The organism is Terasakiella sp. SH-1, assembly GCF_004564135.1.
In the GTDB taxonomy this organism is placed as follows: domain Bacteria; phylum Pseudomonadota; class Alphaproteobacteria; order Rhodospirillales; family Terasakiellaceae; genus Terasakiella.
The window spans coordinates 581,866-606,086 of the sequence record NZ_CP038255.1 but is presented as its reverse complement, the minus strand read 5'-3'; the positions used below and the strand labels follow the sequence as shown (position 1 = coordinate 606,086).

At 47.5% G+C, this 24,221-nt stretch carries 25 protein-coding genes; 15 read left to right on the top strand and 10 right to left on the bottom strand.

The window, feature by feature from the left end; genetic code table 11:
• The first annotated feature begins 124 nt into the window (after positions 1-124).
• From gap to efp, 3 genes are all read left to right on the top strand, one after another.
• Complete coding sequence (gene gap / locus E4K71_RS02715; RefSeq protein ID WP_135076204.1) at positions 125-1,135, top strand: type I glyceraldehyde-3-phosphate dehydrogenase; 1,011 nt, start codon at positions 125-127, stop codon at positions 1,133-1,135.
• Positions 1,136-1,138: 3 nt separating this feature from the next.
• The gene (gene thiE / locus E4K71_RS02710; protein WP_135076201.1) at positions 1,139-1,756 is read left to right on the top strand and encodes a thiamine phosphate synthase; all 618 of its coding nucleotides are present in this window, start codon (positions 1,139-1,141) and stop codon (positions 1,754-1,756) included.
• Positions 1,757-1,832: 76 nt separating this feature from the next.
• Positions 1,833-2,402 (top strand): elongation factor P, encoded by a 570-nt coding sequence (gene efp, locus E4K71_RS02705; protein ID WP_135076198.1) that lies wholly within the window; start codon positions 1,833-1,835, stop codon positions 2,400-2,402.
• A 57-nt stretch (positions 2,403-2,459) separates the two neighbouring features.
• Here the strand turns inward: efp and E4K71_RS02700 are convergent, their stop codons facing one another.
• Both E4K71_RS02700 and E4K71_RS02695 read right to left on the bottom strand, forming a co-directional pair.
• On the bottom strand, positions 2,460-3,539 hold the full coding sequence (locus tag E4K71_RS02700) for a sensor domain-containing diguanylate cyclase (protein ID WP_135076195.1): 1,080 nt from the start codon (positions 3,537-3,539) through the stop codon (positions 2,460-2,462).
• Positions 3,540-3,600: 61 nt separating this feature from the next.
• A complete protein-coding gene (locus E4K71_RS02695; RefSeq protein WP_135076192.1) occupies positions 3,601-4,485 on the bottom strand; it encodes an SUMF1/EgtB/PvdO family nonheme iron enzyme in 885 nt (294 codons plus the stop codon).
• Positions 4,486-4,577: 92 nt separating this feature from the next.
• Here E4K71_RS02695 and E4K71_RS02690 point away from each other — a divergent pair, with 92 nt between their 5' ends.
• The gene (locus tag E4K71_RS02690) at positions 4,578-5,507 is read left to right on the top strand and encodes a pseudouridine-5'-phosphate glycosidase (RefSeq protein WP_135076189.1); all 930 of its coding nucleotides are present in this window, start codon (positions 4,578-4,580) and stop codon (positions 5,505-5,507) included.
• On the opposite strand, the gene E4K71_RS02685 is transcribed toward E4K71_RS02690, so the two are convergent.
• Complete coding sequence (locus tag E4K71_RS02685) at positions 5,504-5,929, bottom strand: hypothetical protein (RefSeq protein WP_135076186.1); 426 nt, start codon at positions 5,927-5,929, stop codon at positions 5,504-5,506. The genes E4K71_RS02690 and E4K71_RS02685 overlap by 4 nt on opposite strands.
• Here E4K71_RS02685 and E4K71_RS02680 point away from each other — a divergent pair.
• Positions 5,928-7,415 (top strand): MFS transporter, encoded by a 1,488-nt coding sequence (locus E4K71_RS02680; protein WP_240796864.1) that lies wholly within the window; start codon positions 5,928-5,930, stop codon positions 7,413-7,415. The genes E4K71_RS02685 and E4K71_RS02680 overlap by 2 nt on opposite strands.
• Positions 7,416-7,417: 2 nt before the next feature.
• Here the strand turns inward: E4K71_RS02680 and E4K71_RS02675 are convergent, their stop codons facing one another.
• From E4K71_RS02675 to E4K71_RS02650, 6 genes are all read right to left on the bottom strand, one after another.
• Positions 7,418-8,563: a GMP reductase gene (locus E4K71_RS02675; protein ID WP_135076183.1), complete on the bottom strand. Its 1,146-nt coding sequence runs from the start codon at positions 8,561-8,563 to the stop codon at positions 7,418-7,420.
• A gap of 422 nt (positions 8,564-8,985) precedes the next feature.
• The gene (locus E4K71_RS18330; RefSeq protein ID WP_206201945.1) at positions 8,986-9,372 is read right to left on the bottom strand and encodes a DDE-type integrase/transposase/recombinase; all 387 of its coding nucleotides are present in this window, start codon (positions 9,370-9,372) and stop codon (positions 8,986-8,988) included.
• Between the two features lie 177 nt (positions 9,373-9,549).
• Positions 9,550-10,692, bottom strand: a complete 1,143-nt coding sequence (gene pseC, locus E4K71_RS02665; RefSeq protein ID WP_135076177.1) for a UDP-4-amino-4,6-dideoxy-N-acetyl-beta-L-altrosamine transaminase — start codon at positions 10,690-10,692, stop codon at positions 9,550-9,552.
• Positions 10,693-10,907: 215 nt separating this feature from the next.
• Positions 10,908-11,291 carry a hypothetical protein gene (locus E4K71_RS02660; protein ID WP_135076174.1) on the bottom strand — a complete coding sequence of 128 codons (384 nt, stop codon included), beginning with the start codon at positions 11,289-11,291 and terminating at the stop codon, positions 10,908-10,910.
• Between the two features lie 136 nt (positions 11,292-11,427).
• On the bottom strand, positions 11,428-11,844 hold the full coding sequence (gene dksA, locus E4K71_RS02655; protein ID WP_135076171.1) for an RNA polymerase-binding protein DksA: 417 nt from the start codon (positions 11,842-11,844) through the stop codon (positions 11,428-11,430).
• A gap of 152 nt (positions 11,845-11,996) precedes the next feature.
• Positions 11,997-12,428 carry a flagellar assembly protein FliX gene (locus E4K71_RS02650; RefSeq protein WP_135076168.1) on the bottom strand — a complete coding sequence of 144 codons (432 nt, stop codon included), beginning with the start codon at positions 12,426-12,428 and terminating at the stop codon, positions 11,997-11,999.
• A 229-nt stretch (positions 12,429-12,657) separates the two neighbouring features.
• Between E4K71_RS02650 and E4K71_RS02645 the strand changes: the two genes are divergently transcribed.
• From E4K71_RS02645 to E4K71_RS02610, 8 genes are all read left to right on the top strand, one after another.
• Positions 12,658-14,316 (top strand): flagellar hook-basal body complex protein, encoded by a 1,659-nt coding sequence (locus E4K71_RS02645; protein ID WP_135076165.1) that lies wholly within the window; start codon positions 12,658-12,660, stop codon positions 14,314-14,316.
• Between the two features lie 213 nt (positions 14,317-14,529).
• Positions 14,530-15,024: a hypothetical protein gene (locus E4K71_RS02640; protein ID WP_135076162.1), complete on the top strand. Its 495-nt coding sequence runs from the start codon at positions 14,530-14,532 to the stop codon at positions 15,022-15,024.
• 208 nt (positions 15,025-15,232) lie between these two features.
• Positions 15,233-15,886: an IS1595 family transposase gene (locus E4K71_RS02635; RefSeq protein WP_135081955.1), complete on the top strand. Its 654-nt coding sequence runs from the start codon at positions 15,233-15,235 to the stop codon at positions 15,884-15,886.
• Positions 15,887-16,240: 354 nt separating this feature from the next.
• On the top strand, positions 16,241-17,323 hold the full coding sequence (locus E4K71_RS02630) for a flagellar basal body P-ring protein FlgI (RefSeq protein WP_240796904.1): 1,083 nt from the start codon (positions 16,241-16,243) through the stop codon (positions 17,321-17,323).
• On the top strand, positions 17,323-17,718 hold the full coding sequence (locus tag E4K71_RS02625; RefSeq protein ID WP_206201944.1) for a rod-binding protein: 396 nt from the start codon (positions 17,323-17,325) through the stop codon (positions 17,716-17,718). The genes E4K71_RS02630 and E4K71_RS02625 overlap by 1 nt, the downstream gene beginning before the upstream one ends.
• Positions 17,719-17,720: 2 nt before the next feature.
• Positions 17,721-18,152: a flagellar export chaperone FlgN gene (locus E4K71_RS02620; RefSeq protein ID WP_135076159.1), complete on the top strand. Its 432-nt coding sequence runs from the start codon at positions 17,721-17,723 to the stop codon at positions 18,150-18,152.
• Between the two features lie 28 nt (positions 18,153-18,180).
• A complete protein-coding gene (gene flgK / locus E4K71_RS02615; protein WP_135076156.1) occupies positions 18,181-20,349 on the top strand; it encodes a flagellar hook-associated protein FlgK in 2,169 nt (722 codons plus the stop codon).
• Between the two features lie 11 nt (positions 20,350-20,360).
• Positions 20,361-21,884 (top strand): flagellin, encoded by a 1,524-nt coding sequence (locus E4K71_RS02610; protein ID WP_135076153.1) that lies wholly within the window; start codon positions 20,361-20,363, stop codon positions 21,882-21,884.
• On the opposite strand, the gene E4K71_RS18400 is transcribed toward E4K71_RS02610, so the two are convergent.
• Complete coding sequence (locus E4K71_RS18400) at positions 21,862-22,032, bottom strand: hypothetical protein (protein WP_240796863.1); 171 nt, start codon at positions 22,030-22,032, stop codon at positions 21,862-21,864. The genes E4K71_RS02610 and E4K71_RS18400 overlap by 23 nt on opposite strands.
• On the opposite strand from E4K71_RS18400, the gene pseF reads away from it, so the two are divergent.
• Both pseF and pseG read left to right on the top strand, forming a co-directional pair.
• A complete protein-coding gene (pseF, locus tag E4K71_RS02605; protein WP_240796903.1) occupies positions 21,958-22,608 on the top strand; it encodes a pseudaminic acid cytidylyltransferase in 651 nt (216 codons plus the stop codon). The genes E4K71_RS18400 and pseF overlap by 75 nt on opposite strands.
• Positions 22,608-24,215, top strand: coding sequence for a UDP-2,4-diacetamido-2,4,6-trideoxy-beta-L-altropyranose hydrolase (gene pseG / locus E4K71_RS02600; protein ID WP_135076148.1), 1,608 nt, complete (start codon positions 22,608-22,610; stop codon positions 24,213-24,215). The genes pseF and pseG overlap by 1 nt, the downstream gene beginning before the upstream one ends.
• The last annotated feature ends 6 nt before the right edge of the window (positions 24,216-24,221 follow it).

The following is a 24,221-nucleotide window of genomic DNA, read 5'->3' as shown; positions in this document are numbered from 1 at the left end:
GTTGGGCAAGACCGAAGCCATGAAAGAAGCTTAAAAGTAAAAAACAAGTGATCAGACTCTGGTTTTTCCCTCAGACTCCATGCTATAGAATCCCTAATCTTTTTCGAGCCTTATGGAGGATGCAATGGCGCTTCGCGTAGCAATTAATGGCTTTGGCCGCATTGGTCGTCTTTGCCTGCGCGCAATGATCGAAAACAAGCGTGATGATATCAACGTGGTCGCCATCAACGATCTTGGCCCGGTTGACAGCAATGCCCATCTGCTGAAATACGATTCTGCCCATGGGATCTTAAATGCAGATGTCTCTTCCAGTGCCGACTCCATGACCATTGATGGCAAGGTGATTAAATTTACCTCTGAAAGCGACCCCAAAAACCTGCCCTGGGCAGAGCTGGATGTGGATATCGTTTTTGAATGCACCGGAAAATTTAAGGAAAGAGATCAAGCCCAGGCCCATCTGGATGCCGGGGCGAAAAAAGTGCTGATCTCCGCACCGGGTAAGGATGCTGACCTCACTGTTGTGTACGGGATCAATCATGACCTTTTGAGCAAAGATCACAAGATCGTTTCCAATGCCTCCTGCACGACCAACTGTCTCGCGCCGGTCGCAGATGTCCTGCATAAGCTTGTGGGAATCAAAAAAGGCTATATGACAACTGTGCATTCCTATACCGGGGACCAGAATACGGTGGATGCCCTGCACCGTGATATGCGCCGCGCACGCGCAGGGGCTGTTTCCATGATCCCGACAACCACCGGGGCCGCACGCGCTACCGGGCTGGTCATCCCTGAACTGGCGGGTAAGCTGGATGGCTGTGCCATTCGTGTCCCGACCCCGAATGTGTCGCTGATCGACTTAACCTTTGATGCCGGGCGCGACACCACGGTGGAAGAAATCAACACAGCCATTGTTGAGGCTGCCAATGGCCGCTTAAAAGGGGTGCTTGGGGCTTATGATGTACAGCTGGTCTCCATTGATTATAACCACAACCCGGATTCTTCGGCCTTTGACCTGACACAAACCACCGTGATGGATGGCAATTTTGTTCGCGTCTTGTCGTGGTATGACAATGAATGGGGTTTTTCCAACCGCATGTCAGATACCGCCATTGCTATGGCCCAAGCCGGATTTTAAGATATGAGCGCTGAACTTTACCTCATCACCCCGCCTGCTATTGATCTCGATACATTCGCCCCCATACTGGAAAGCACACTGGATGCAAGCGATGTTGCCTGTGTACAGCTGCGCCTAAAAGATGTCAGTGATGATGTGGTGCGCACGGCGTGTGAAAAGCTGGCCCCTATTGTTCAGGGCCGCAACATTGCCTTTGTGCTTAATGACAATCCGAAACTCGCCAAGGAAATGGGCTGTGACGGGGTCCATGTGGGCCAAGATGATACGCCTTATAAAAAGGCACGTGAGATTGTCGGCAAAGATGCCATTGTGGGCGTGACCTGCCACGATTCGAAACACCTGGCGATGATCGCCGGTGAACAAGGTGCTGATTACGTGGCCTTTGGTGCGTTTTACCCGACCCAGACCAAAGAAGCCAAATCAAAGGCTGAACCGTGGATTTTGGAATGGTGGTCCACCATGTTTGAAGTCCCCTGTGTCGCCATTGGTGGCATTACGACAGAAAATGCCGCCCCCCTTGTTGAGGCAGGGGCCGACTTTCTTGCGGTAAGTTCCGGTGTATGGGAACACCCCGAAGGCCCAGAGGCAGCCGTAAAAAAATTCAACCAACTTTTGAAGTGATAATTGCGTTTGCGCGCACTTCCTGTTAGGTTGCGCGCCAGATTTCAGTCTTATTTTTTGTGGAAATATTCAAGCTATGAAAATCAACGGTAACGAAATTCGCCCCGGTAATGTCATCAGCCATAAGGGTGCGTTGTGGCGTGCAGTTAAATGTCAGGCCGTAAAACCGGGTAAAGGCGGTGCTTTCAACCAAGTCGAACTCAAAGACATCCGCGTTGGAACAAAATTGAACGAACGTTTCCGTGCGTCTGAAACCGTTGAACGTGTCAGCCTGGAACAAAAAGAATATCAGTATCTCTACAGCGATGGCGAACTGCTGACATTCATGGACAATGAAACATATGAGCAAATTGAAGCCAACAGCTCTATGCTGCTGGAAGAACAAGCCCCGTTTTTAAAAGACGGTATCACCGCTGAGATTGAAACCTATGAAGGTGAAATCCTCGGTGTCAAACTGCCGGAAAAAATGACGTTTGAAATTGCCGAGGCCGATGCGGTTGTAAAAGGTCAAACCCAGTCTTCTTCCTTCAAACCGGCTGTTCTGGACAATGGCGTTAAAATCCTTGTTCCGCCGCACATTGGTGCAGGAACACGCATTGTGGTCAACACAATGGACGGCACCTATGTGGAACGTGCCAAAGACTAAGCACAGCGACATATTCGATACGGAAAAGGCTCCCGATCTGCGGAGCCTTTTTTTGTTTTACGATAAGGCCAATGCCTTAAGAACCTCTTCCTGAAAATCTTTAATCCGTGAACAGGCTTTTCCTGCTTTTTTTGCTTCAAACAAGGCTTCTTCAGCCTGATCAAGCACGACTTTTTCCAGATCCCCCACATCAATAGCCGGATTTACAAAGACCATTCCGATGCTGGCCGTAAAACGACAGGGACCACTTTCTGTTTGAATTTCGCCCCGCCTGCGAAAGGCCGTCAGATATTTTTCCCCCATATAAGGCAGGGTCAACTCATCCACATCATGGAAGATCAGGGCAAATAACTCGCTGCCCATACGCACAACAAAATCGGCAGAGCGTGAATTATCCACCAAAATAGAAGCCGTTTCCTTGATCACCAGATCCCCGACCTCTGTCCCAAACTGGTCATTCAATTTCTTAAAATCATCAAGGTCAACCAGCGCCAGCCCAAAAGAACTCCCTTCACGCAGCGCTTGTTCTTTTTGACGTTCAAAAAAATTATGAAAGGCATCCCTGTTCCAAATGCCCGTCAGCGTATCAAGCATGGCATCGCGTTGGGCATTTTCAAGGGCCGAAAGCAAGCTAAGCTGCATTTCATTTAGATGCCTGTTTTCCAGAACAATTTCCACCATACGGGCAAAATCCCGTAAAGCCTGCGCATCACTTTCACTCAAGCTTCGTCTCTTGGGGGAAATGATACACAAGGTCCCGATGTGATGTCCCTCAGTATTACTTAAAGGCTGTCCGGCATAAAAGCGAATTTCCGGCCCACCTGTCACTAATGGGTTATCAAAAAAACGTTCATCATCAAGGGCATTTTCAACGATGAAAACATCTGCCCCCATAATCGCATGACCGCAAAAAGAAATATCACGCCCGGTTTGGGCCACATCCAGCCCACAACGCGATTTAAACCATTGGCGTTCTTCATCAATCAGGGAAATCAGCGCAATTTCGATTTGAAAGAATTTTTGCGCCGTACGAGTAACCCGGTCAAGATCCCCTTCCCTTGCCGTTGACAGCAAATTCATTTTACGAAGGGATTCAAGACGTTCCTTGTCATTTTCAGGAATTGGTGCCGCTTTCATATGACCTCCTTAAGCATCCCATTCATAGAGGTAAGTACCCTGATTATGAATTCAAGATAGATTACTCATCAATTTCCCGAATAAGGCGAAAACCGATTAAAATATGCTTCATATCCGGGCGTCGATGATGTCGTGCAGCCGCCCGGCAAACACCACATCCGCGATCATCCCAGGCCCCGCCTTTAACCGTAATGCGCCCCTTTTCTCCCGGTGTGGTCGTCCATTCATAAACCTGCCCAGCCATATCTAATACGCCAAACGGGCTAGCCCCGCGTGGAAAAGACCCCACAGGCAAGGTATCATAAGGCCCAAGGTCTGCCGTATTGGCCTTGGCCGGGTTAAAATGGTTCCCCCATGGATAAGCCCATCCCTCTTGCCCACGTGCTGCCAGCTCCCATTCTCTTTCAGTGGGCAGGCGCCAATATTTTCCGGTCTGATCACTTAACCACTGGGCATACGCCTTGGCATCAGCCAAATCGACCAACACAACCGGGTGATCCCCCCGTCCCGGTCCATACATCCCTTCTTTCCAGGCATATTTACGCGTACTTGCAAAGGAATGGCTCAAACCATAGCTTTCCCAATCCACCACATCCACATCCGGGGCCTGACGATGGGTATCGCGAACAAAGGCAGCATATTGATGGTTGGTAATAGGTGTTTTAGTAATGAAAAAACGCTTTAGGCGAACTTGTTCATGGGGAAGTTCATATTCATACCAATTTTGTTGACGCGTCACAGGCACCTTATAGGCATCTTCATCAGTCTTATAGGCCGCACGGCGTTCCGCCTCGGTTGAGCCGGTATAAAAGATCGAACTGGGGATATCGACGACTTGGGGCATTTCACGCAGCTTGGCAACTTCCAGCGGGTTTGGCTGGGTTGCACATGCACCAAGCACCAAACCACATGCCCCCAACAGCAACCCTTTTAAACGAAACGACATTATAGTGCCCACCTCAATAAATTTGTTTGTTATAACATCTCTTAGGAACGCCTTTGACGCAAGCTTAAACTCTCTAAAAAGAAGGGCTTAACATGACCAATCGCCGCATCACAATCAGTGAGGAAGTTCGCACTGCCTTTTCCCAGCGCCAAGGTATTGTCGCCCTGGAAAGTACGGTGATCACCCACGGCCTGCCTTATCCAGATAATCTGGCAACCGCACGTGAACTGGAACAAACCGTGCGCGATCATGGGGGAATTCCAGCCACCATTGCCGTTATAGAGGGGCAAATCCATGTGGGCCTGACAGACCTGCAGCTTGCCACACTGGCACAAGACAACCACGCCATGAAACTCAGCCGTCGCGACCTGCCACTGGCCTTATCTTTAAATAAAAATGGCGGCACCACAGTGGCGACCACCATGCTCATCGCCCAAGAGGCAGGCATCCGTATTTTTGCCACAGGCGGGATCGGCGGGGTCCATCGCGGGGCGGAAGAGACATTTGATATTTCTGCCGACCTTGAAGAACTGGCTAACACATCTGTTTGCGTGGTCTGCGCCGGGGCCAAAGCGGTACTGGACATCCCCAAAACACTGGAAGTTCTGGAAACCAAGGGTGTGCCCACCATTTCCTATGGCTGTGACGACTTTCCGGCCTTTTATTATCGCAATAGCGGCGTCAACGGATCCACCCGGCTGGATCAAATCAGCGATATTACCAACCTATTGATCCACAAATGGAACCTTGCCAACTGGCCCGATGGCTTATGTTTTGACGGTGGTGTGTTAATCGGCAACCCAATCCCCCTTGCAGATGAATATGCCAAGGAAGAAATCGAAGGGCTGATTGAAACGGCCTTGAGCAGCATGACGGCAACAGGGCGGGACGTCACCCCTTACCTGTTAGCTGAATTAGGTAAACTCAGTGCAGGCAAAAGCAAGGATAGCAACATTGCCCTGCTTAAAAATAATGCCGCACTGGCCGCACAGATTGCAGCTTCTTTGGCCCAAAAGGTTTAAAAATTACTGATGGGCCCCTTATCGGGCTTCAATCCCTCTTCGACAAAATAGTAAGTCACCGCATCCGTTCCTAACAAAAGGGTCGAAAGCACAAGCAAAATGATCATCCCAATGGGCAATGTCTTCGTTGTAGGTTTCTCAAAATCACGGACATGCAAATGGCTTTCACCGGGCAGAAGGATTTCCACATCGCCTTGATGATGGTCCTGCCCTCCCATCAGGCTTTTGAAATTATCCCCAATTTTGGAAAAGCCCCGATGCAGAATATTATATTCACTCAGAAACGGCATAAAAAGAGCCAAAAGACACAAGCCTGCAGCAATCATCCCCATATAGGGCACATACCCCCCGGATAAGGCATTTCCAACAAACAGGGAAGCAGCGACCATCAAAATAAAGGAAAGAACAAAAAGAACCTGCATGGCATTTCTGGCTTTTGAAACAATTCTGAACAGCTTATCTTATGATCACGCAGAAAAGAACCTTCTCTTATCGAAAAAAACGCATAAAATCATTCATATGAGCCAATCCATCCCCTCGCCGCTAAAAAATCCCAGTTATCGCAATCTCTTTTGTGCGCAAGTGACCTCTTTGCTGGGAACGGGTCTAACGACCATTGCCTTGGCCCTGCTGGCCTATGACATGGCCGGGGACAAGGCCGGACAGGTTCTGGGGACAGCCCTTGCCATTAAAATGGTGGCCTATGTCTGCGTGGCCCCCATTGCCGGTGGGGTTGCACACCTTCTCCCCCGAAAAACAACGCTCTTTATTCTGGATATTATCAGGGCCGGACTGATCTTAACCCTGCCCTTTCTATCCACCCCCTTGCAGCTCTATGGGGTGATTTTTCTGCTCAATGTCTGTTCTGCCTGCTTTACCCCCTTATTCCAGTCCATCATCCCCGAGTTATTACCCAATGAAGAACGCTACACCAAGGCATTGAGCTATTCCCGACTGGCCTATGATCTGGAAAATATGCTCAGCCCCACCCTTGCAGCCCTGTTGCTGACATTGTGGAGCTTTGACACACTGTTTATGCTCAATGGCGTGACTTTTGCTCTTTCTGCCCTGCTGGTCCTGATTACGACATTACCCAAGGGCGCTGTCACCGAACGCGAATCGTCTATCTTGAAAAATATCACGTTTGGCATCAAGGCATATCTCACCACCCCGCGCCTGCGGGGCCTGTTGGCATTGCACGGGGCGGTTGCCTGTGGGGGGGCAATGGTGATCGTCAATACGGTACTTTATATACGCGGCTATCTAGGGCTAGGCGAAAGTGAAACCGCCATGGTGATGATGGCCTCCGGGGCCGGGTCCATGCTGGTTGCGCTGTGTTTGCCAAGACTTCTCACCACCCTGCCTGATCGCCCGATGATGATACTTGGCGGCAGTCTGATTGCATCGGCCCTTTTATGGGGAATGATTATGCCCGGGCTGATCGGCATTGTGATCATCTGGTTCCTGCTGGGGGCTGGCTGGTCCCTTATCCAAACACCAGCTGCGCGTGTTGTTAACCGTTCAGCTGCCAGTGGTGATCGCGCCGCCTATTTCAGTGCCAACTTCGCACTTTCTCATGCTGCGTGGTTTATGGGTTATAGCCTTGCCGGATGGCTGGGGGCTACAATCGGCCTGTCCCAAACATTCAGCATTCTGGCCTGCCTTGCCTTTCTGCTGACCTTATGGGCCTTGAAGCTTTGGCCAACCAATGATCCGGTTGTGATGGAACATACCCATCAGGCCCATACCCATGACCACCCCCATCGCCATAACGACCACCATCATGAACATGACCATGAAGGCTGGGAAGGCCCGGAACCCCATGTCCATGAACATCGCCACAAAGAGGTCCGTCATGCCCACCCCTTTGTGATTGATGCCCATCATGTGAAATGGCCGCAAAGATAGCCTTAGGATGGCCCAAAAACCTCGTTAATCTGCTGTGATACGGTCACAAAGGTTGTGCGTTTGGACAGTTCCTTCAAGCTTTGTGCCCCCACATAGGTGCAAGTGGAACGCACCCCGCCTAAAATGTCCGTCAAGGTCCCTTCCACCGGGCCACGGTAAGGAATTTCAACCCGTTTGCCTTCACTGGCACGGTATTTTGCCACACCGCCATAATGTTTATTCATCGCGGTATCTGAGGACATGCCGTAAAATTCAACGTATTTTTCTTCACGAATAATCTGCTTGCCCGCATCATCCAGCTCGTTTGTCAGAAAACGACGGGTTTGAACTTGACCGTCACTTTCATCATGACCGGCTAACATGCCACCCAGCATGGCGAAATCTGCCCCGGCGGCAAAAGCTTTGGCAACATCGCCCGGTACGGTACAACCGCCATCGGCACACACCAGCCCCTTTAGCCCGTGGGCAGCATCGGCACATTCAATCACGGCAGAAAGTTGTGGATAGCCTACCCCTGTCATTTTCCGTGTGGTGCAGACTGAGCCCGGCCCAATCCCGACCTTGACGATATCGGCACCAGACAGGATTAATTCTTCCGTCATTTCTCCCGTCACCACATTGCCTGCCATGATGATGCAATCTTTATGTTTCTTGCGAATTTGTTCCACAATGCGAGCAAACCGTTCACTGTATCCATTTGCCACATCCAGACAGATGAAAATGGGCTGCCCTTCGGGGCGTTGTTCAGCAATTTTCATCACCGCATCCAGTTTGTCCTTATCCTGGTCCGTAATGCCAAAAGAAAAGAAGGTACTGTTCCAGACATTCAGTCCCTGTTCCGGATCAAGCGGAATATTCTCAGCTTCATTTAACAGGTTGCCATTTACAAATGCCTGATAATCTTCCAGTGCATAAAATTTATGAAGGGCTGTCATGGCCCCATGAGCGGCCAGCACCTTGGCCATCTTGAAAGTTCCAACCGTATCCATATTAGCCGCAATGATCGGCACCCCTTTCCATGTTATTGGGGCATGGGGAAAGCGAAATTCGCGTTCCATATCCACTTCGGAGCGCGATAACAAATAAGATCGCTTGGGCCGGATCAGAACATTTTTGTAATCCAGTTTAACTTCGGTATCAATACGCATAGACCTATGCCTTCCCTGTTCATTGCACCGATTAAAAACACTAACACTGCCCTGACCATTTCGACAAGTTATAAAAAAATGGCGTACCATCAAGATGATACGCCATAAGTCAACACGAGAAAGGGAGGGGGCTAAATTCACAAACGAAGTGCAATTCAGTTATAGACTGGAATTGCTATGGGAAAACATTACAGCCACTTTGATCTTGATAAGAGATACGCGCTTTACCGCCTTAAGTGTGGGGTTAACAGACATCATTTCAATTTCCTGATGGCCTGATCAAGTTTGTAATGCTGTTCTCGTATCGGTTCGTTCTCTGGAAAATAGTTGGCTTCAACCTCGTCCCAGAACGGTGTCTTACTGCTTAATTCGTGACAGCGATCAACTGGTGTTTTGCCTCCAAGTGAAGAGTGCGGGCGGTGCTAGTTATAAAAATGCTGCCCGTAACCCAGTTCGTCTTCCAAGTCCGGTGCTTCCAGATCAGCAGTGGCATAGAACTCCTGTAAATCGGTTTTATGACCTCGTTCGGCCTTGCCGTTCAGATGAGGTGAATAGGGTTTGATAGGGCGGAACTTGATACAATATTGCTGCATCCATTCCTGAACCTTATAGGCAAAGAACTCGCGTCCCCTGTCTGTTTGAATACGCTGTATCGGGAACGGCATTTCTTCAACGACACGCTCAAGGAATTTGATTGTATTTGCCGCAGTTCTGCGAGGGTAAATTCCAAGAACTTTGTAGCGAGAACAATCGTCTATGGCAGCATAGTGGTATATTCCGGGAGCGACTTTACAGACATCAATTTGCACTCTGTCGCCGGGAATAGGGGTTATACCGCTTTGGATGCTTACGGCGTTTTAACGATTGGGAAGATGACCTTGTCCGTTTTTGTTCAGAACTTTTTGCACGGTTGGTGGAGAAAGTTTGATCTCAATCTAACAGAAAGTACTCTCCTCTTTATAGGAACGGGACCACAACACCACCTTTCAATATATAAAAGTCTCTTTCACAGCTTGAACAACTTGCTTGACCTCAACCTCAGTTAAGGAGGCATACAGCGGCAAAGCCAATACTCTTTTATAAAACCGCCGTGCTCCAGGTACATCAGCAACACCATATCGTTTTTTATAATAAGGCTGGTCGCATACAGGTTGATAGTGCACCTGTGTCCCGACCCCTTTCTTAGCCAGTGTCTGGGCCACGGCATCTCGTGCTAATCCCAGCTTTTCGAAGTCGATTAATAATTGGAAGAGATGAAGTAAGGGCACTCCATGAAGCGTTGGTTTTACAGAACAAACAGCATCTGCAATACCATTGAGTTCCTGTCGGTAGCATTCCACAATTTCCGCCCGACGCTTTGCGACCTCATCCAGTCGCTCCAGCTGGGAAAGAGCCAAAGCGGCATGAACATCTGACAAACGATAGTTAAATCCCAATTCATGCATCTCATAACGTAAAGGCCCAGCCTCTTCACTGCGGCTTATTCCATGGTTTCGCAAACGCCTCATTCGCTCAGCCATAGCAGGATCATTCGTCGTCACTACCCCGCCTTCACAAGAGGTAAAGCTCTTAACCGCATGCAATGAAAAACAAGCAAAGTCGCTATAGGCACATGCCCCGACACTATGACCATGATTGCTCCCACCTAAGGCATGACAAGCATCTTCAACAATTTTCCAACCCCGTTTGCGGGCATAGGCAGAAATTGCCTTCATATCAGCACAGTGTCCACCAATATGGACGGGATAAACAGCTACAACCCCTTGCCCTGTAAGTTCTGCCGTTTTTTGCAAATCCTCAAGCCGCATAATACCCGTGTCAGGGTCGACATCACAGAAAACAACATCAGCACCACACATACGCACCACGTTGGCTGTTGCTAAAAAAGTTAAAGCCGGAACAATCACCTTATCCCCCGGCTTCAAACCCAAAGCTAAAGAAGCTAAATGCAATGCTGTTGTTCCATTGGAGCAAGCCACAGCCTCTTGTACGCCCACTATTTTAGAGAAAAAAGCTTCCAGTTCCGGTACTTTGGGTCCTGTAGTTAAGAACTGACTTTTCAGAACCTCAACAACAGCGTCAATATCACTGTCGCGCACATCAGGACGAGCATAGGGTTTAAATGACATTCTTAGTCTTTCTTTTATTTTAATTCTCAATAAGCTAGGGTCCGGACCCTAGCATTAAAACCACTTAAATTGACGTGGGTGAATGGAGCTAAGATAAATCACTTCAAACATTCTTTGAAATAAAGCTACGAATAGCCTGGTCCCATTTATCTGTAAAAGCATTTGCTTTTTCTTCATCCAAAATCACCGGAACTTTTTGACGGGTACCAACCATCTTAAAAAAACTCTCTTTGCAAAAGTTTGGTCTTTATATTGCGTGATTGTAAAGTTGTTAACGTCACTTCCGCAATTTGAAAAGCAGCTCGAAGAAAATGAAACTTATCATAAACTTCCTCTGTTAATTCAGGATCGTTCTTCCAATCAATTTTACTATATAGCGAAACTAAATGGGGGCCTGCCCCATGACAGGAAAACGCGATACACCCCTTATACCTTTTTTCCTCAAGGTCATCATGTATCAGACAAGAGTCACAATGATCCAAATTTTTACATCTTTGATTTTTCGGTTTCTCATAAGGGAATTGATCGGACTGCTCATACCCCAAGGCAATACAGCAAAAAGCCGCACATTTTGAACAGTCATAATCAAATTTAGACATAGCAAGCTCCTTTTTCCTCCAATCTATGATGAAAGAAAAATTCTAAGAATAAATTAAAACCAAACCTCAAATTACATAACATAAAAAAAGCGGCAACCTTTCGATTACCGCTTTCAAATCTCGTCACTGCCAAAGCTTAGTCATCACGATGAGTTTTTTCCATACGTTCGTGACGTTCCTGCGCTTCAATACTTAATGTCGCAATCGGGCGCGCTTCCAGGCGGCGAATACCAATTGGTTCATCCGTTTCTTCACAATAGCCGTAAGATCCATCTTCAAGACGGCCCAGCGCAGCATCAATCTTGCTGATCAGCTTGCGGGCTCGGTCTCGTGTACGTAGCTCAAGTGCACGATCCGTTTCCATGGAAGCACGGTCTGCAAGATCAGGAGCCTGATTGTCTTCCTGCTGCAGATGTTCCAGTGTTTCGTTGGATTCACGAATCAGTTCTTCTTTCCATGCCAAGAGCTTCTGACGGAAATACTCCTGCATATCTTCATTCATGAACTCTTCGTCATCTGACGGCTTATAGTTTTCTGCCAAATCGACGCTCATACCAGTACCCCTTACATGTACGGCCACCCTGTAAAATTGGCCGCAATATAAGGAGAGTCTGACAAGATCGCAAGAAGTTTTCTTCGATGAGTTGCAACTTTATTTATATCAGAAATCCCAATAACTTAGGGGATCAGACCATAATTGGCCGACTATTTAGTGCGTCCCCACTTGGCTATTTCCACTTCTGCGCGTAATTCAATTTCATCAATAATTTGTACCAGCTGAGGATCATCAACTGTTTCGCGACGTGCCCGTAGCAAATGAGCCAAATTTTGCAAACGATCAACCGAGATCGCACCACTTAAGATTTCCTGTTGAATTTCACTTAAACGGTCCAGAATATCTTCCCCACGCTGATAAAGCACACGGCGGTTTTCTTCTTCTGTTGCATCACCAACTTCCTGAATGGAAAGAATGGAATCCATCGAGGCAACCGGATTAATCTCCTGAAACTCGACCTGCCCATCATTCCCCCCTGGCGTACGATTGAGGTGAGATGAAAAGCCGCTGGTTTGTCCCGTAGCTTCTTTCTTTTTGCCTTTCAACGCTGGTTTTGTTGGACCTGCATTTGAAATTTTCATTTCAATTTCCCATTCATTATCTCGTCATTTTTTCAAGTATAGCCCAATTCCCTACACTTCCCAAGTGGGGAAACTCTGCCCGGTAATTTTTTCCGGACAGGGTTAAGAAAGGTAAAGACACAAAGCAAAAACCAGCAATAACAACAAGTTATAAACTGGCACACCTTTTGCTTTTTCATTTCCAAGTCCTCGTGACACCAATATTAACTCCAAATGAGTGAGGAATGCGATGAGCCTTCTCGGACAATTTGCCGCCCCTGTCGGCGCAATGATGGCACAAAGTAAAAAACTTGAAACCATCGGTTTGAATGTCGCCAACCTGAATACAGGTGGGTACAAAAGGACAGAAACAAATTTCTCCACCATGATTGCCAAGACCTATGGCAATAATATGGATATTGGTGGTGTGCGTGGCATCAGCCGTTCCATGATCAGCCAGCAAGGTGCCCTTCTTTCCAGTGCCAGTAACTATGATGTTGCCATCAACGGCAATGGTTTCTTTATGCTCAATTCCGAAATTGATGGCAGTGGCACTACGGTCTTTGGCCGAGATGGAACACTGGAACAGCAGCTTGGTGATGAAATTGATATTGTCGTGAATGGGAATAATGTTAAATCACGCGAAGGCTACCTCGTTGATAAAAACGGCTATTTCCTACAAGGCTGGCCTGTCAACCCCGACCTTGAAACCTTTCCTACAGACGAAGCCTCCTTGCAATCCTTGCGCATTGACCCAGAAGCCTTTACCACAAATGGCGAAGCAACAACCACAGCCTCTCTTGGGGTGAACCTGCCTTCTGACGCCGGGTTAAATTACAATGAGTCCACCTTTATCAAAGCCTATGATAACAATGGGGACTTTACGAGCTTCCAGGTCAAATTCACTAATTTGGTTCTGGGGAGCACCACAGAAAATGTGGCAACCAACTGGAATCTATCAAGTACGGCTGCTGTCGGCGACACGATCTCACAGGATGTAACCGTTTACGATGTTGATGGCTACACCCATGATGTCTCCCTGCAATTCACTAAAACAGGAGCTGATGCCTGGGACTTGCGTGTTATTGAAGAATCAACCGAGCTGGATATCGACGGTACTGATGACGGCATTACCAACGCCGTCCCCATTACCTTTACAGGCGGTGTTATTGATGCCCCGGTTCCTGCCATTACCGTGGATACCAACCGCACAAACGGGGCTGTTTTTGCCCTTGACCTTTCAAATATGACCCAAACGGCTTTGGCAACAGATACAGCAACCAGCACCGTTGATGGGATCAAAGCAGCTGAGGTCAAAAACCAATGGACAATGGAAATATATGACGCCTCAGATAACGCCCTTAATATTGACACTGATACCACCCCAACCCGACTGGTATTGGAATTTGATGGATCAGGCGCCCTTAAAACGCCAACAAACCTGACAATTCCAGCTGCTGCTGGTGATATTGCCCTGGACATTTCTGAAATCACCAACTATGCCTCCGGCAGTATCGCCGAAGTCTTTTATGAATATAATGGACGTTCTGATGCCCGCTTGCAGAGTTTTGAATTTAACTCTTCCGGGGAAGTCATCGGACGCTTTTCCGATGCAACACAACGCAAAATATATAAACTGCCTTTGGCGACTTTCACAAATCCAGATGCGCTAGAACCCATTAACGGCAACGTCTACAAGTATGAACCTAATGCAGGAAAAATGGTTGTTCGCACCGCCAGCGGTCAAGGTGCCGGTGAGTTTGTCCCCAACGCACGCGAAACCTCCAACGTGGAAATGTCCGACGAATTCACCAACATGATCATGACCCAAAATGCCTATAACACGGCCTCCACCATGGTCAAAACCATTGATGAAATGACACAGGTTGCCCGTGACCTGAAACGATAAGTCACCCGATTCCCATCTAATTTAAGATCAGATTAAAAGGATTTTTCCAACCCAAACAGCTCTGCATCCCATTTTTTCGCTCTAATTCTCGGTTTCCTCTTGACAAGATCACGTAAATCTTGCTTTTGGCGCTGCCTTGTTTTATGATAAGGCATCATAGTCTGATACTGTATAGAAATACTTTAGAAGCGCCTCCAAGAAAGGAGCAATGTCATGAGTAACGACCCGATTAGAGACGTAACGCCCCAGGAAGCTTGGCGTGCGATTTCTCGCGCCGAAAACGGCGGCAACGGTGACGACTTTGGCCAACGCGGTCATCCTGATCAAATTGAAGATGTCGTCCAAATTCACCCTCACATTGAAATGCTGGAACGTCTGCGTGGAACACAAAACACAGACGAAGTCATTGGCATGTTACCCAGTGAAAAACAGCAGGAAAAAGTCAAAGAACGTATCGAAGAAGTTGTCGAATATGTCAAACTCCCTGGTGAACGCTGGGATGAAGAATATCAATTCGAAGCTGCACGCGATGCGATGTTTGAACTGATTGTGGATAACAAAGGTGATCTGACAGATCACGAAAAAGTTCTAATGACTTTTTCTTCTATCTTCGCTCAAAAAATGCGCGAGAAAGAAAGAAGCTCGCTCAATTCACCTGACCAAATGGGTGAAGGTACGATCGTTAAGGAAATTGAAGAGGACGCTTAAAGACAAGCCCTCTTCTGGCGTATGGAACACAGGTTTCCATATCCAGCAACTTTTCAGAAAACGTTGAACGACTGCCTGTTTGGCAACATGAAGAAGTAAAAAGAAACGTCCGAACATTTGAGGTGCAGCATTACATACAGGTGATGCTGCCTTATTGTTTTTGGGGCTGAAGTAGCTAAGGACTGAAAGAGGTTCTATAATGGCTACGATGTACATCCGAAAAAGTCGTCTGACTTTACGTCAGCAAAGCAAGTTGATTGAGCATTTTGTCGCAGGCAGCACGGCTCGTGCGACTGCTGAAATTGTAGGTATCCAAGCGAACACATCGATCCGCTTCTTCATGCGGCTTCGCCAATTGATTGCCAGCAAGTTGCCGAGCTATCGTTTGCAAGGCGAGATTGAAGCTGATGAAAGTTATTTTGGCGGTGTCCGTAAAGGAAAACGAGGTCGTGGTGCTGGCGGCAAAGTGGCTGTGTTTGGCCTTTTAAAGCGGGGTGGCAAGGTCTATACGGCAATCATTCCCAATGCAAAGACAGAGACGCTGTTACCGATTATTCAGGAGAAGGTCGAGCCTGACAGTATCGTCTATACCGATACGTTTGGCGCTTACAACGCATTGGATGTTTCGGACTTTCATCACCGCCGCATCAACCATTCCAAACTCTTTGCAGACAAACAAAATCACATCAATGGCATTGAGAACTTTTGGAATCAGGCAAAGCGTCATATGCGGAAATTCAACGGTATCAAAACTGACCATTTCTACTGGTTTCTCAAGGAGTGTGAATGGCGTTTCAATGGAGGCAACCACGCAGACCTCCTAAAGCAGCTGAAAATATGGTATAAACAGGCTAAACATTAACCCTTAGCTACTTCAGCCCCTTGTTTTTTATAAGCTTTTTGCACCAGTGAAGAAAGCCCATCACCCACTAGGCAAAAAAGGACAGGTAAAGCGGAAGTTTCCTCCTAGTCGGCATTTTTTCAAGACTTCCTCTTTCAGGAAACAAGTACCAACCCCTTGTTTTCTCAGAAAAAACGCCCTTTGTTAACTATTGGCACACTCCTTGCTATTAAAAGGACAAATTAGTTTAAACGGCAACAAGATGAGAAAACCATGACTGCCGAAACAAAGAGAACTGAAATTGCGTTTATGAGCGCTTTAGAAACAACCAAGAAGCTGTTTGCCGCCTGGTTGCTGGGAATCAGCATTGTACTGATGACCGTTCTATTGTTAAACGCGAACAATGCCAATGCCTCTTCACGCATCAAAGATATCGTGACCTTTGAAGGCGTGCGTGACAACATGCTGGTTGGCTATGGTCTGGTCGTTGGTCTCAATGGAACAGGCGATGGTTTGGCCGATGGTCACTTTACCAAACAAAGCCTGCTGTCCATGCTGGAACGCCTCGGTGTCAAACCAACAGAATCCGGTCTCGACAGTAAAAACGTTGCTGCCGTTATGGTAACAGCTGCCTTAAAACCCTTTGCCCGCCAAGGTTCACGCATTGATGTGACTGTCAGCGCACTGGGTGACGCCAGCAGCCTGATGGGTGGAACTTTATTGGTAACGCCCCTGATCGGTGCAGATGGCGAAGTCTACGCCGTTGCCCAAGGTCAATTGGCCGTTGGTGGTTTTGCTGCAGCCGGAAACGCCGAAGCAGTGACCAAAGGTGTACCGACATCTGGTCGTATTGCCAATGGGGCGATTATTGAACGTGAACTGCAATTTGAAATGGCACAAATGGACAGCGTGAAACTGTCTTTGCGCAATCCTGACTTTACGACAGCACGTCGCGTTTCCCAGGCCATCAACGCCTTCTTGGGGACAAGCTCTTCACGCCCGACAGACCCGGGGACCGTACAGCTGGAAATCCCGGACCGTTATGACGGCAATGTAGTCAATCTGTTGACAGATATTGAACAACTGCGTGTGGAACCCGACCAAATGGCCCGTGTGGTCATTGATGAAACCACAGGCACCATCGTGATGGGTGAAAATGTCCGCATCAGTACTGTTGCGATTGCCCAAGGTAGCTTGACCATCCGTATTACCGAAAACCAACAGGTTTCCCAACCCGGCCCCTTTGCTGAAACCGGAGAAACAACAACAGTAGACCGTACAGCCGTTGATGTGGATGAAGGCGAAGAGAAAAAACTGACCGTTCTGGATGATGGGGTATCCCTGCAAGAATTGGTCAATGGCCTGAACGCCTTGGGAATTGGCCCGCGTGACATGATCACTATCTTACAAGCGATCAAAGCCGCCGGTGCCCTGCAAGCCAAAATTGAGGTGATGTAATGAGCGACCTATCCATCATGTCACAGGCACAACTGGCCTATCAGAACGCACAGGCCACAGCGCCAGCAACTGTTGCAACACCGACCCAAAACGAAAATTCTTTTGCCAAAGCGCTTTCAAAACAACAGCGCATGGATCCAACTCACCTTGATGTGATGCAACGTCGTAAAATCAAGGAAACAGCACAGGAGTTTGAAGCCCAGTTCCTCGGTCAAATGCTTCAACCCATGTTTGAAGGCATTCAGGCAGAAGAACCCTTTAGCGGCGGTCATGCAGAAAAAATGTGGCAAGGCATGCTTGTCAGCGAATATGGCAAAGCCATCGCCAAATCCGGCGGCATTGGCTTGGCCGATCATATCGAACGTCAATTGTTACGTGCACAGGAAGGACTTTAATCATGGATATGACAGAACGCGTAAATGAACTGATTTTTATCTGCGAGCGCATGATTGAAATCCTGAATAAAGAAAACGAAGCACTTGAAGCGCAAACTCCCCATGTCCTGATGGAAACCATGGTGGAAAAAGACAAGATGAGCCGCCTTTATGAACGCCATACCCGCGCAGTTTCCCAAAATGCGGCAGAACTGAAAAAGGTTGATGAAGACCTGCAAACGCACCTCAAGGAAGTCAGCCGTGAAATGGACAAACTGGTCGAAATTAACGCCCGTATGCTCAAGCTCCATATGGACCTGAACCGCCGTGTGCTGGAACGTTTTGCCGATGTTGCCCAAAAATTGACGCCGCATTCCGGCACCTATAATGCCGCTGCGAATGTCGGAGTAAAAGCGGAAGCAACCGCACCGATCTCCTTGAACGAGAGCCTGTAATCATTTTTAAGAACTAAGGGGACAAGTTATGTCTGCTGGTACAATCACTCTTGCACTCCACACCGCAGCCGGTGGCCTTCTCGCCACACAGAGCGCGCTGGGGACGGTTTCAGACAACGTAGCCAACGCCAATACCGAAGGCTATTCACGAAAGATTGTCCAATTTGAGACCAATATCCTGGCTGGTGTCGGGGTTGGGGTCAATGTGGCAGATGTTCAACGTGCTGTGAACGAAGAACTTCTTCGTGATGTGCGCGATGAAACCATGGACCTGCATAAGATCAGTTCCCAAACGGAATTTTATAACCGCATGCAGGAATTGTTTGGCTCCCCCGGTGACAACAGTTCCATCGCCCATACAATTTCCGAGCTGAACACATCCATGGAAATGCTCTCAGTGACCCCGGAACGTTCTCTTGAACAAAGTGAAGTGGTCCGTTGGGCAGAAAACGTCGCCTTGCAACTTCAGGACATGACTGACACCCTACAGGACCTGCGTAAACAAGCCGATGATGAAATCCATCAGGCTGTACTGGAAATTGATAACCATTTGGGTGAAATTGCCGACCTGAACCATAAAATCGTAAGAAACGATGTTGCCAATCAGGATATTTCCTCCCTTCTGGATAAACGTGACCAATCAATCAACGAATTATCGAAACTAGTTGACATCACCTATTTTGAGCGCAGCAATGGCGAAATGTCCATCTTCACCAAAGGCGGAACCGTACTGGTTGACCAGGAATCAATTGGGATGAGCCATAATAGGGGGGCCAGTGTTAGTGCGACAACCACCCATGAAGAAGGTGATTTTTCCGGGGTCTATGTAGGCTCAGCTGTAGAAGCCAATGATATCACCGATGATATCCAAGCCGGTCAGCTCAAAGGGCTTATCGAGATGCGCGATACCAAGCTTCAGGAAATGCAGGCAGAAATCGACCATCTGGCCGCCCAATTGCGTGACAATATGAATGCAGTACATAACCGTGGTGTTGCCTTCCCTGGCCTTAATAGTCTTCAGGGGTCCACAGCCTTTTTGGATTCATCTGCACAAAAATTTGCCTTTGGTAGTGGCGATACCCGTCTTGCCGTTATGGATGGAGACGGCAACCAAGTAGCAAGTGTCTCCCTGTCCACTCAGCTCACAACAGACCACGGTGCAGGTCCATGGACACTGGATAATCTCGCAACCACGGTTGACAGCTGGCTTGATGCAAATGCAGGCGGCGGCACAGCCTCCTTTGTCGATGGTAAATTACAAATCGAGCTGTCCAACACAGACCGCTACCTCAGCATGCGCGACCAAACAGGAACTGGTCTCGGTGATGCCATGTCTGATGCAACTGTTAATTTCTATGCTGATGGAACAAATCTTTCCAAAACCCACAACGGTTTTTCCGATTTCTTCGGCTTGAACGATTTCTATACTGATGATTTAGGGTCCAATATTTTCCAAACAGGCGTTTTATCAGAAAACTATACAGAAAGTGGATCGACCCTAACATTTTATGATGATTCAACAGGGAGCCTGAATTCTATGGGGTCGGTTCCCATTTCAGGTAATCTGGAAAACATTACTTCCCTGATTAATTCGGCGAATATCGGTGTTCGCGCAACCTTAATCTCCGAAGGGGATGGCAAACGCCTGCGCATCACCAACGAAGATGGTCACAATATGAATATTGTGCAGGATTTCGGCAGCTTCGTCAGCAATACAGACTTTGAAGTCGCCGACGTCAGAACAGCGAGTTCTTTAAAAGTCCGAAGCGATATCAGCTCCACTCCGGGTAACATCTCGCGTGGTATTCTGCGTTGGGATGCTTCTCTTGGCACAGGGGGGGAATATTATGTCAGTGCCGGGGATAACTACACCGCTTCGGCCATGGCAGAAACATTCAATTCCTCCCTGTCTTTTGACCAGTCCGGCGGGTTGAGTGATACAACAGCAACCATTCACCAATATGCATCCTCTATTTTATCACTGAACTCTTCCCATGCGGCTAACAATGAGCTGGATGTGGAAATTCAGGAAGCCTTGGTGAATAGTCTGACCAACCGCAGCGATTCAGAAAAAGGTGTAAACCTTGACGAAGAACTGTCACAATTGATCTTGTATGAACAAGCCTACGCAGCAGCAGCACGTGTAATCAGCGTGATCCAAAGCATGTTCGACACCCTAGAAGGGGCCGTGAGATAAGGAGTTAGAAAATGGCTATTAGACTTGCAAATATGGCACATCATACGCTCTTGAACTCGCATTTGTTCAAGCTGCAACAAAACCTCTTTGATTCCCAGATGTCTGTAGCGACTGAGAAGAAGACACAAGACTATATGGGCATTCCAGACCAGTCTGGCCGTGTGGTCCAATTGGAACATTTGGCGGCTCAATCCCAGCGCTTCATTGATAACAACGAAGTCGTAGACTTACGCCTACAGTCCACCGACATTGCCCTTGTCGGTGTGGAAGATACCATCCGCAATATGTACGACATGATTTCTGATTATGGTGCAGGTGAGCGTCGCGATGCAGAACAAGTCGAACAGGTTCAGAAATTTGCTTACCAAGCCTTGCGTGATATTCAGGGTTTCTTGAATGAAACCGTTGCCGGACGTTATCTCTTTTCCGGTTCTCGTACGGCCCAACGTTCTGTTGATCTGGGTCTGGGAAAAGACATTGCGGAATTTCAGGAAAAATGGAATGGCGACACGCTTAAATATCCGGAATCCCGTGATGCCCATATTGCTGAATTTGGCGTCAGTGCTGATTTTGATTTCACCCTGGGCGGTACAGGTAACAACCAATATATGGAAATTGATATTTCCTCTTATGCTGCTGCGGATTACAGTAATTTCACCGTTGGTGCAGATATTGAATTAAGCGATACGGCCAATGACGGACGTTGGACGGTCACTGCCGTTGACACGACAACTGGCTATATCCGTGTTGCCCGTAAAGACTTTACGGATGAAACCTCTTCAGACACTTTTACCATTAAAAAGGGATCAGATCGCGATACGATTATTTCCGACAGCATGACCTATTCAGGTAATACGATTACGGCGGCTTCAGGGGCAGGGACATTTAATGACATTGAAATCCCTGCAACTCTTGAAATTGCTTCGGGTAGTGGCAACAACAATATGACGGTAACAATTTCATCTGTCAGTGCTGATGGTAGTTCCCTTACAGTTGAACAGAAAACCGCAACTGCTGGCACGAATGACACGGGTACCATCACCATGGCTGATTATTATGGTGGTGACCAGATGGAAATTCAGCATCGCATTGATAAAAACCGAACCATTGATTTGGATACAAATGCCCTAAACCCAGCCTTTGACAAAGCCATCCGAGGCTTGGCCATCATTGCCCAAGGGGAATTTGGCAGTGCTGGAGGGTTGGACCAAAACACAGGTCGGACAGAAGACGCCCTCTGGTTACTGGATTCTGCACTAGATTTCCCAACAGACGGTACCCCGCCTTATGGAACAGAAGAAACCGATAGTATTGAACAACTTCGTTTTAATGGTGCCTTTGCCCGCCAGCAAATCAAGAGTTCAATTGAGCGTGAAGAAGATATGATCGGATATCTTCTCAATAACGTGTCTAACATTGAAGATGTCGATATGCTGGAAGCCACGACAGGATTGATGGATATCGAGCGCGCCTTACAAGCGTCCTATCAGGTCTTGTCCAGAACACAGAAGCTCAACCTGTCTCAGTATCTCTAAGTAAATAGGTGCTGTCATTAATATCTGTATCATTCCAGCCCGTGGCGGGAGCAAACGTATCCCGCGCAAAAACATCAAAGATTTTTGTGGTAAACCCATTATCGCCTATTCCATCGAAGCAGCCCTGAAAAGCGACTGTTTCGATCATGTGTTTGTTTCAACCGATGATGAAAAAATTGCAGAGATTGCAAAATTCTATGGTGCCGAAGTCCCTTTCCTGAGGCCAAAAGAACTTTCTGGTGACCATACCGATATCGGTCCCGTCATAGACCATCTCTTAGATTGGCTGGAAAAGAAAGGTTCATGTCCCGACTATCTGTGTCTTTTACTGGCAACGGCCCCGTTTGTTCGCGCTCAATCTATTCAAGAATCTTATCAACGCCTTCTTGAAACACCCAAAAAGTTTTCCTGTGTTTCAGTTACGGAATTCGTCTTTCCGATCCAACGCGCCATTAAGATTTCACCAGCAGGCGATGTTGCGATGTTCCAGCCCGAACATTTCACTAGTCGTTCACAAGATCTTGAAAAAGCCTATCATGATGCCGGCCAATTTAGCTGGCAGAAAATAGATGCACCCGAACTAGATACACCTGGCTGGGGGGCACATACACTGCCCTATATTCTCCCAGGCCATGAAGTACAGGATATCGACACACCGCAAGACTGGATACGGGCAGAAATCATGTATAAAGTACAACAACTTCAGCAACAGGATATCGAATAATGCAACGACTTGTATTTAGAACAAATGCAAGTTCAAAAACCGGGATCGGCCACCTCTATCGCTGCATACAGCTCGCCCAAGAATTTAAACGCCGGGAATGTACCTGCATCTTTGTTCTAGATACAGTAGAAGATCTTATCCTGCCTTATCTTCAGGGCTTTACCTATTATAGCCTCTATGACACCATTCCGTCAGACCTCAATCCCACCATAGATGCTGAGCATTTTCTACACCTTTGTCAGGACAAACTGACGCCAGACTTCATTATCCTTGATGATTACAGGCTTGGGAAAAGCTGGGAAGAAGCGATCACCTCACAGGGATTAAAGCTTTGTTGTATTGATGACCTGAAACGTGAACACACCTGTGATTATTTGATTGATATGTCATGGAACGGGCCAGAGACATTACACACCTATGACAACCTGCTTCCCGACCATGCCACTAAACTGCTTGGCCCACACTATGTGATTTTACCCGATAAATTTAACAGATCCCATTTGCAGAAAAATGCAAACCGTCCCTTTAGTATCCTCTTATCCATGGGGGGAGGGGGAGATCTGAACTTCTTACAATTAATTTTAAATGATTTGGAAAATTCCGAAGCTCTAGCGGATCGAACCTTTCATATCTTTGCCGTTATTGGCCCCTTGGCAAAGAATAAAGAAACCTTCCTGCAAACAATCTCATCCTATGAAAATGTGAGCGTGATTGAAGGAAAAACCGATCTATTTGAAGAGCTTCACCAAACAGATCTTTTCATCGGGGCTGCTGGCGGGATGATTTATCAAGTCAAATCTCTCAACATCCCTGCACTGACCTTTTCCATTGCGGAAAGCCAAAACATTAATCGCAACCATTTGGAAGATATCGGCCACTATTTCCATCTCAATAAGTGGAGCAAAGACGACTTTACCCGAATTGCCCCCTTTGTGCGCCATGTCATGGATCAGCCAGAACGTTTTCAGGCATTAGAAGAAAGTGCTATCCTTCCCATTGATGGGCAGGGATGCAAACGGATTGCCAATGCCTTACTCAATAAAACCACAGATTTAAGTAACGAAAAAGCTTTCCCAAAAGACCCTCAAGAAGAAAAACTATCTGACGAACATAGTATTCGCAAAGCCACAGATTGCGACCTTAACCACTATCTAAATAGTCGCAACCGGGACAGCAACCGCACCAACATGGTGCAATCGGCCACGATTTCTCAGCTGGATCACTATGGCTGGTGGTTTAGCCACAAACGGGACAACTTCCTGCTGTCAAAAGACGACCAACCCAACCTTTATATCTGGCACGAAAAACGCACCTATCAGGAGCAGGACTATCTGATCGGTGGCTGGTTTGTGTGCACCGATGATACAAATTTTCAAGATGCCCTGCTCGCTCTGACCTGGCAGCTCGATTACTGCGCCAAAGAACACCCCAATGTCCCGTGGGTGGCAGTCATTCAACGTGACAATAAATTTGTCAAATTACTCAATGATTACATGGGCTTTATTGAAATTGGACCGAACCATCCGTTTTTCGAAGCTACAGGGCATTTTTTCAATGGTGCTTCGCCACAAGACTTCTATTATGTCATCAAGACTGAACAGGGATGACACCGC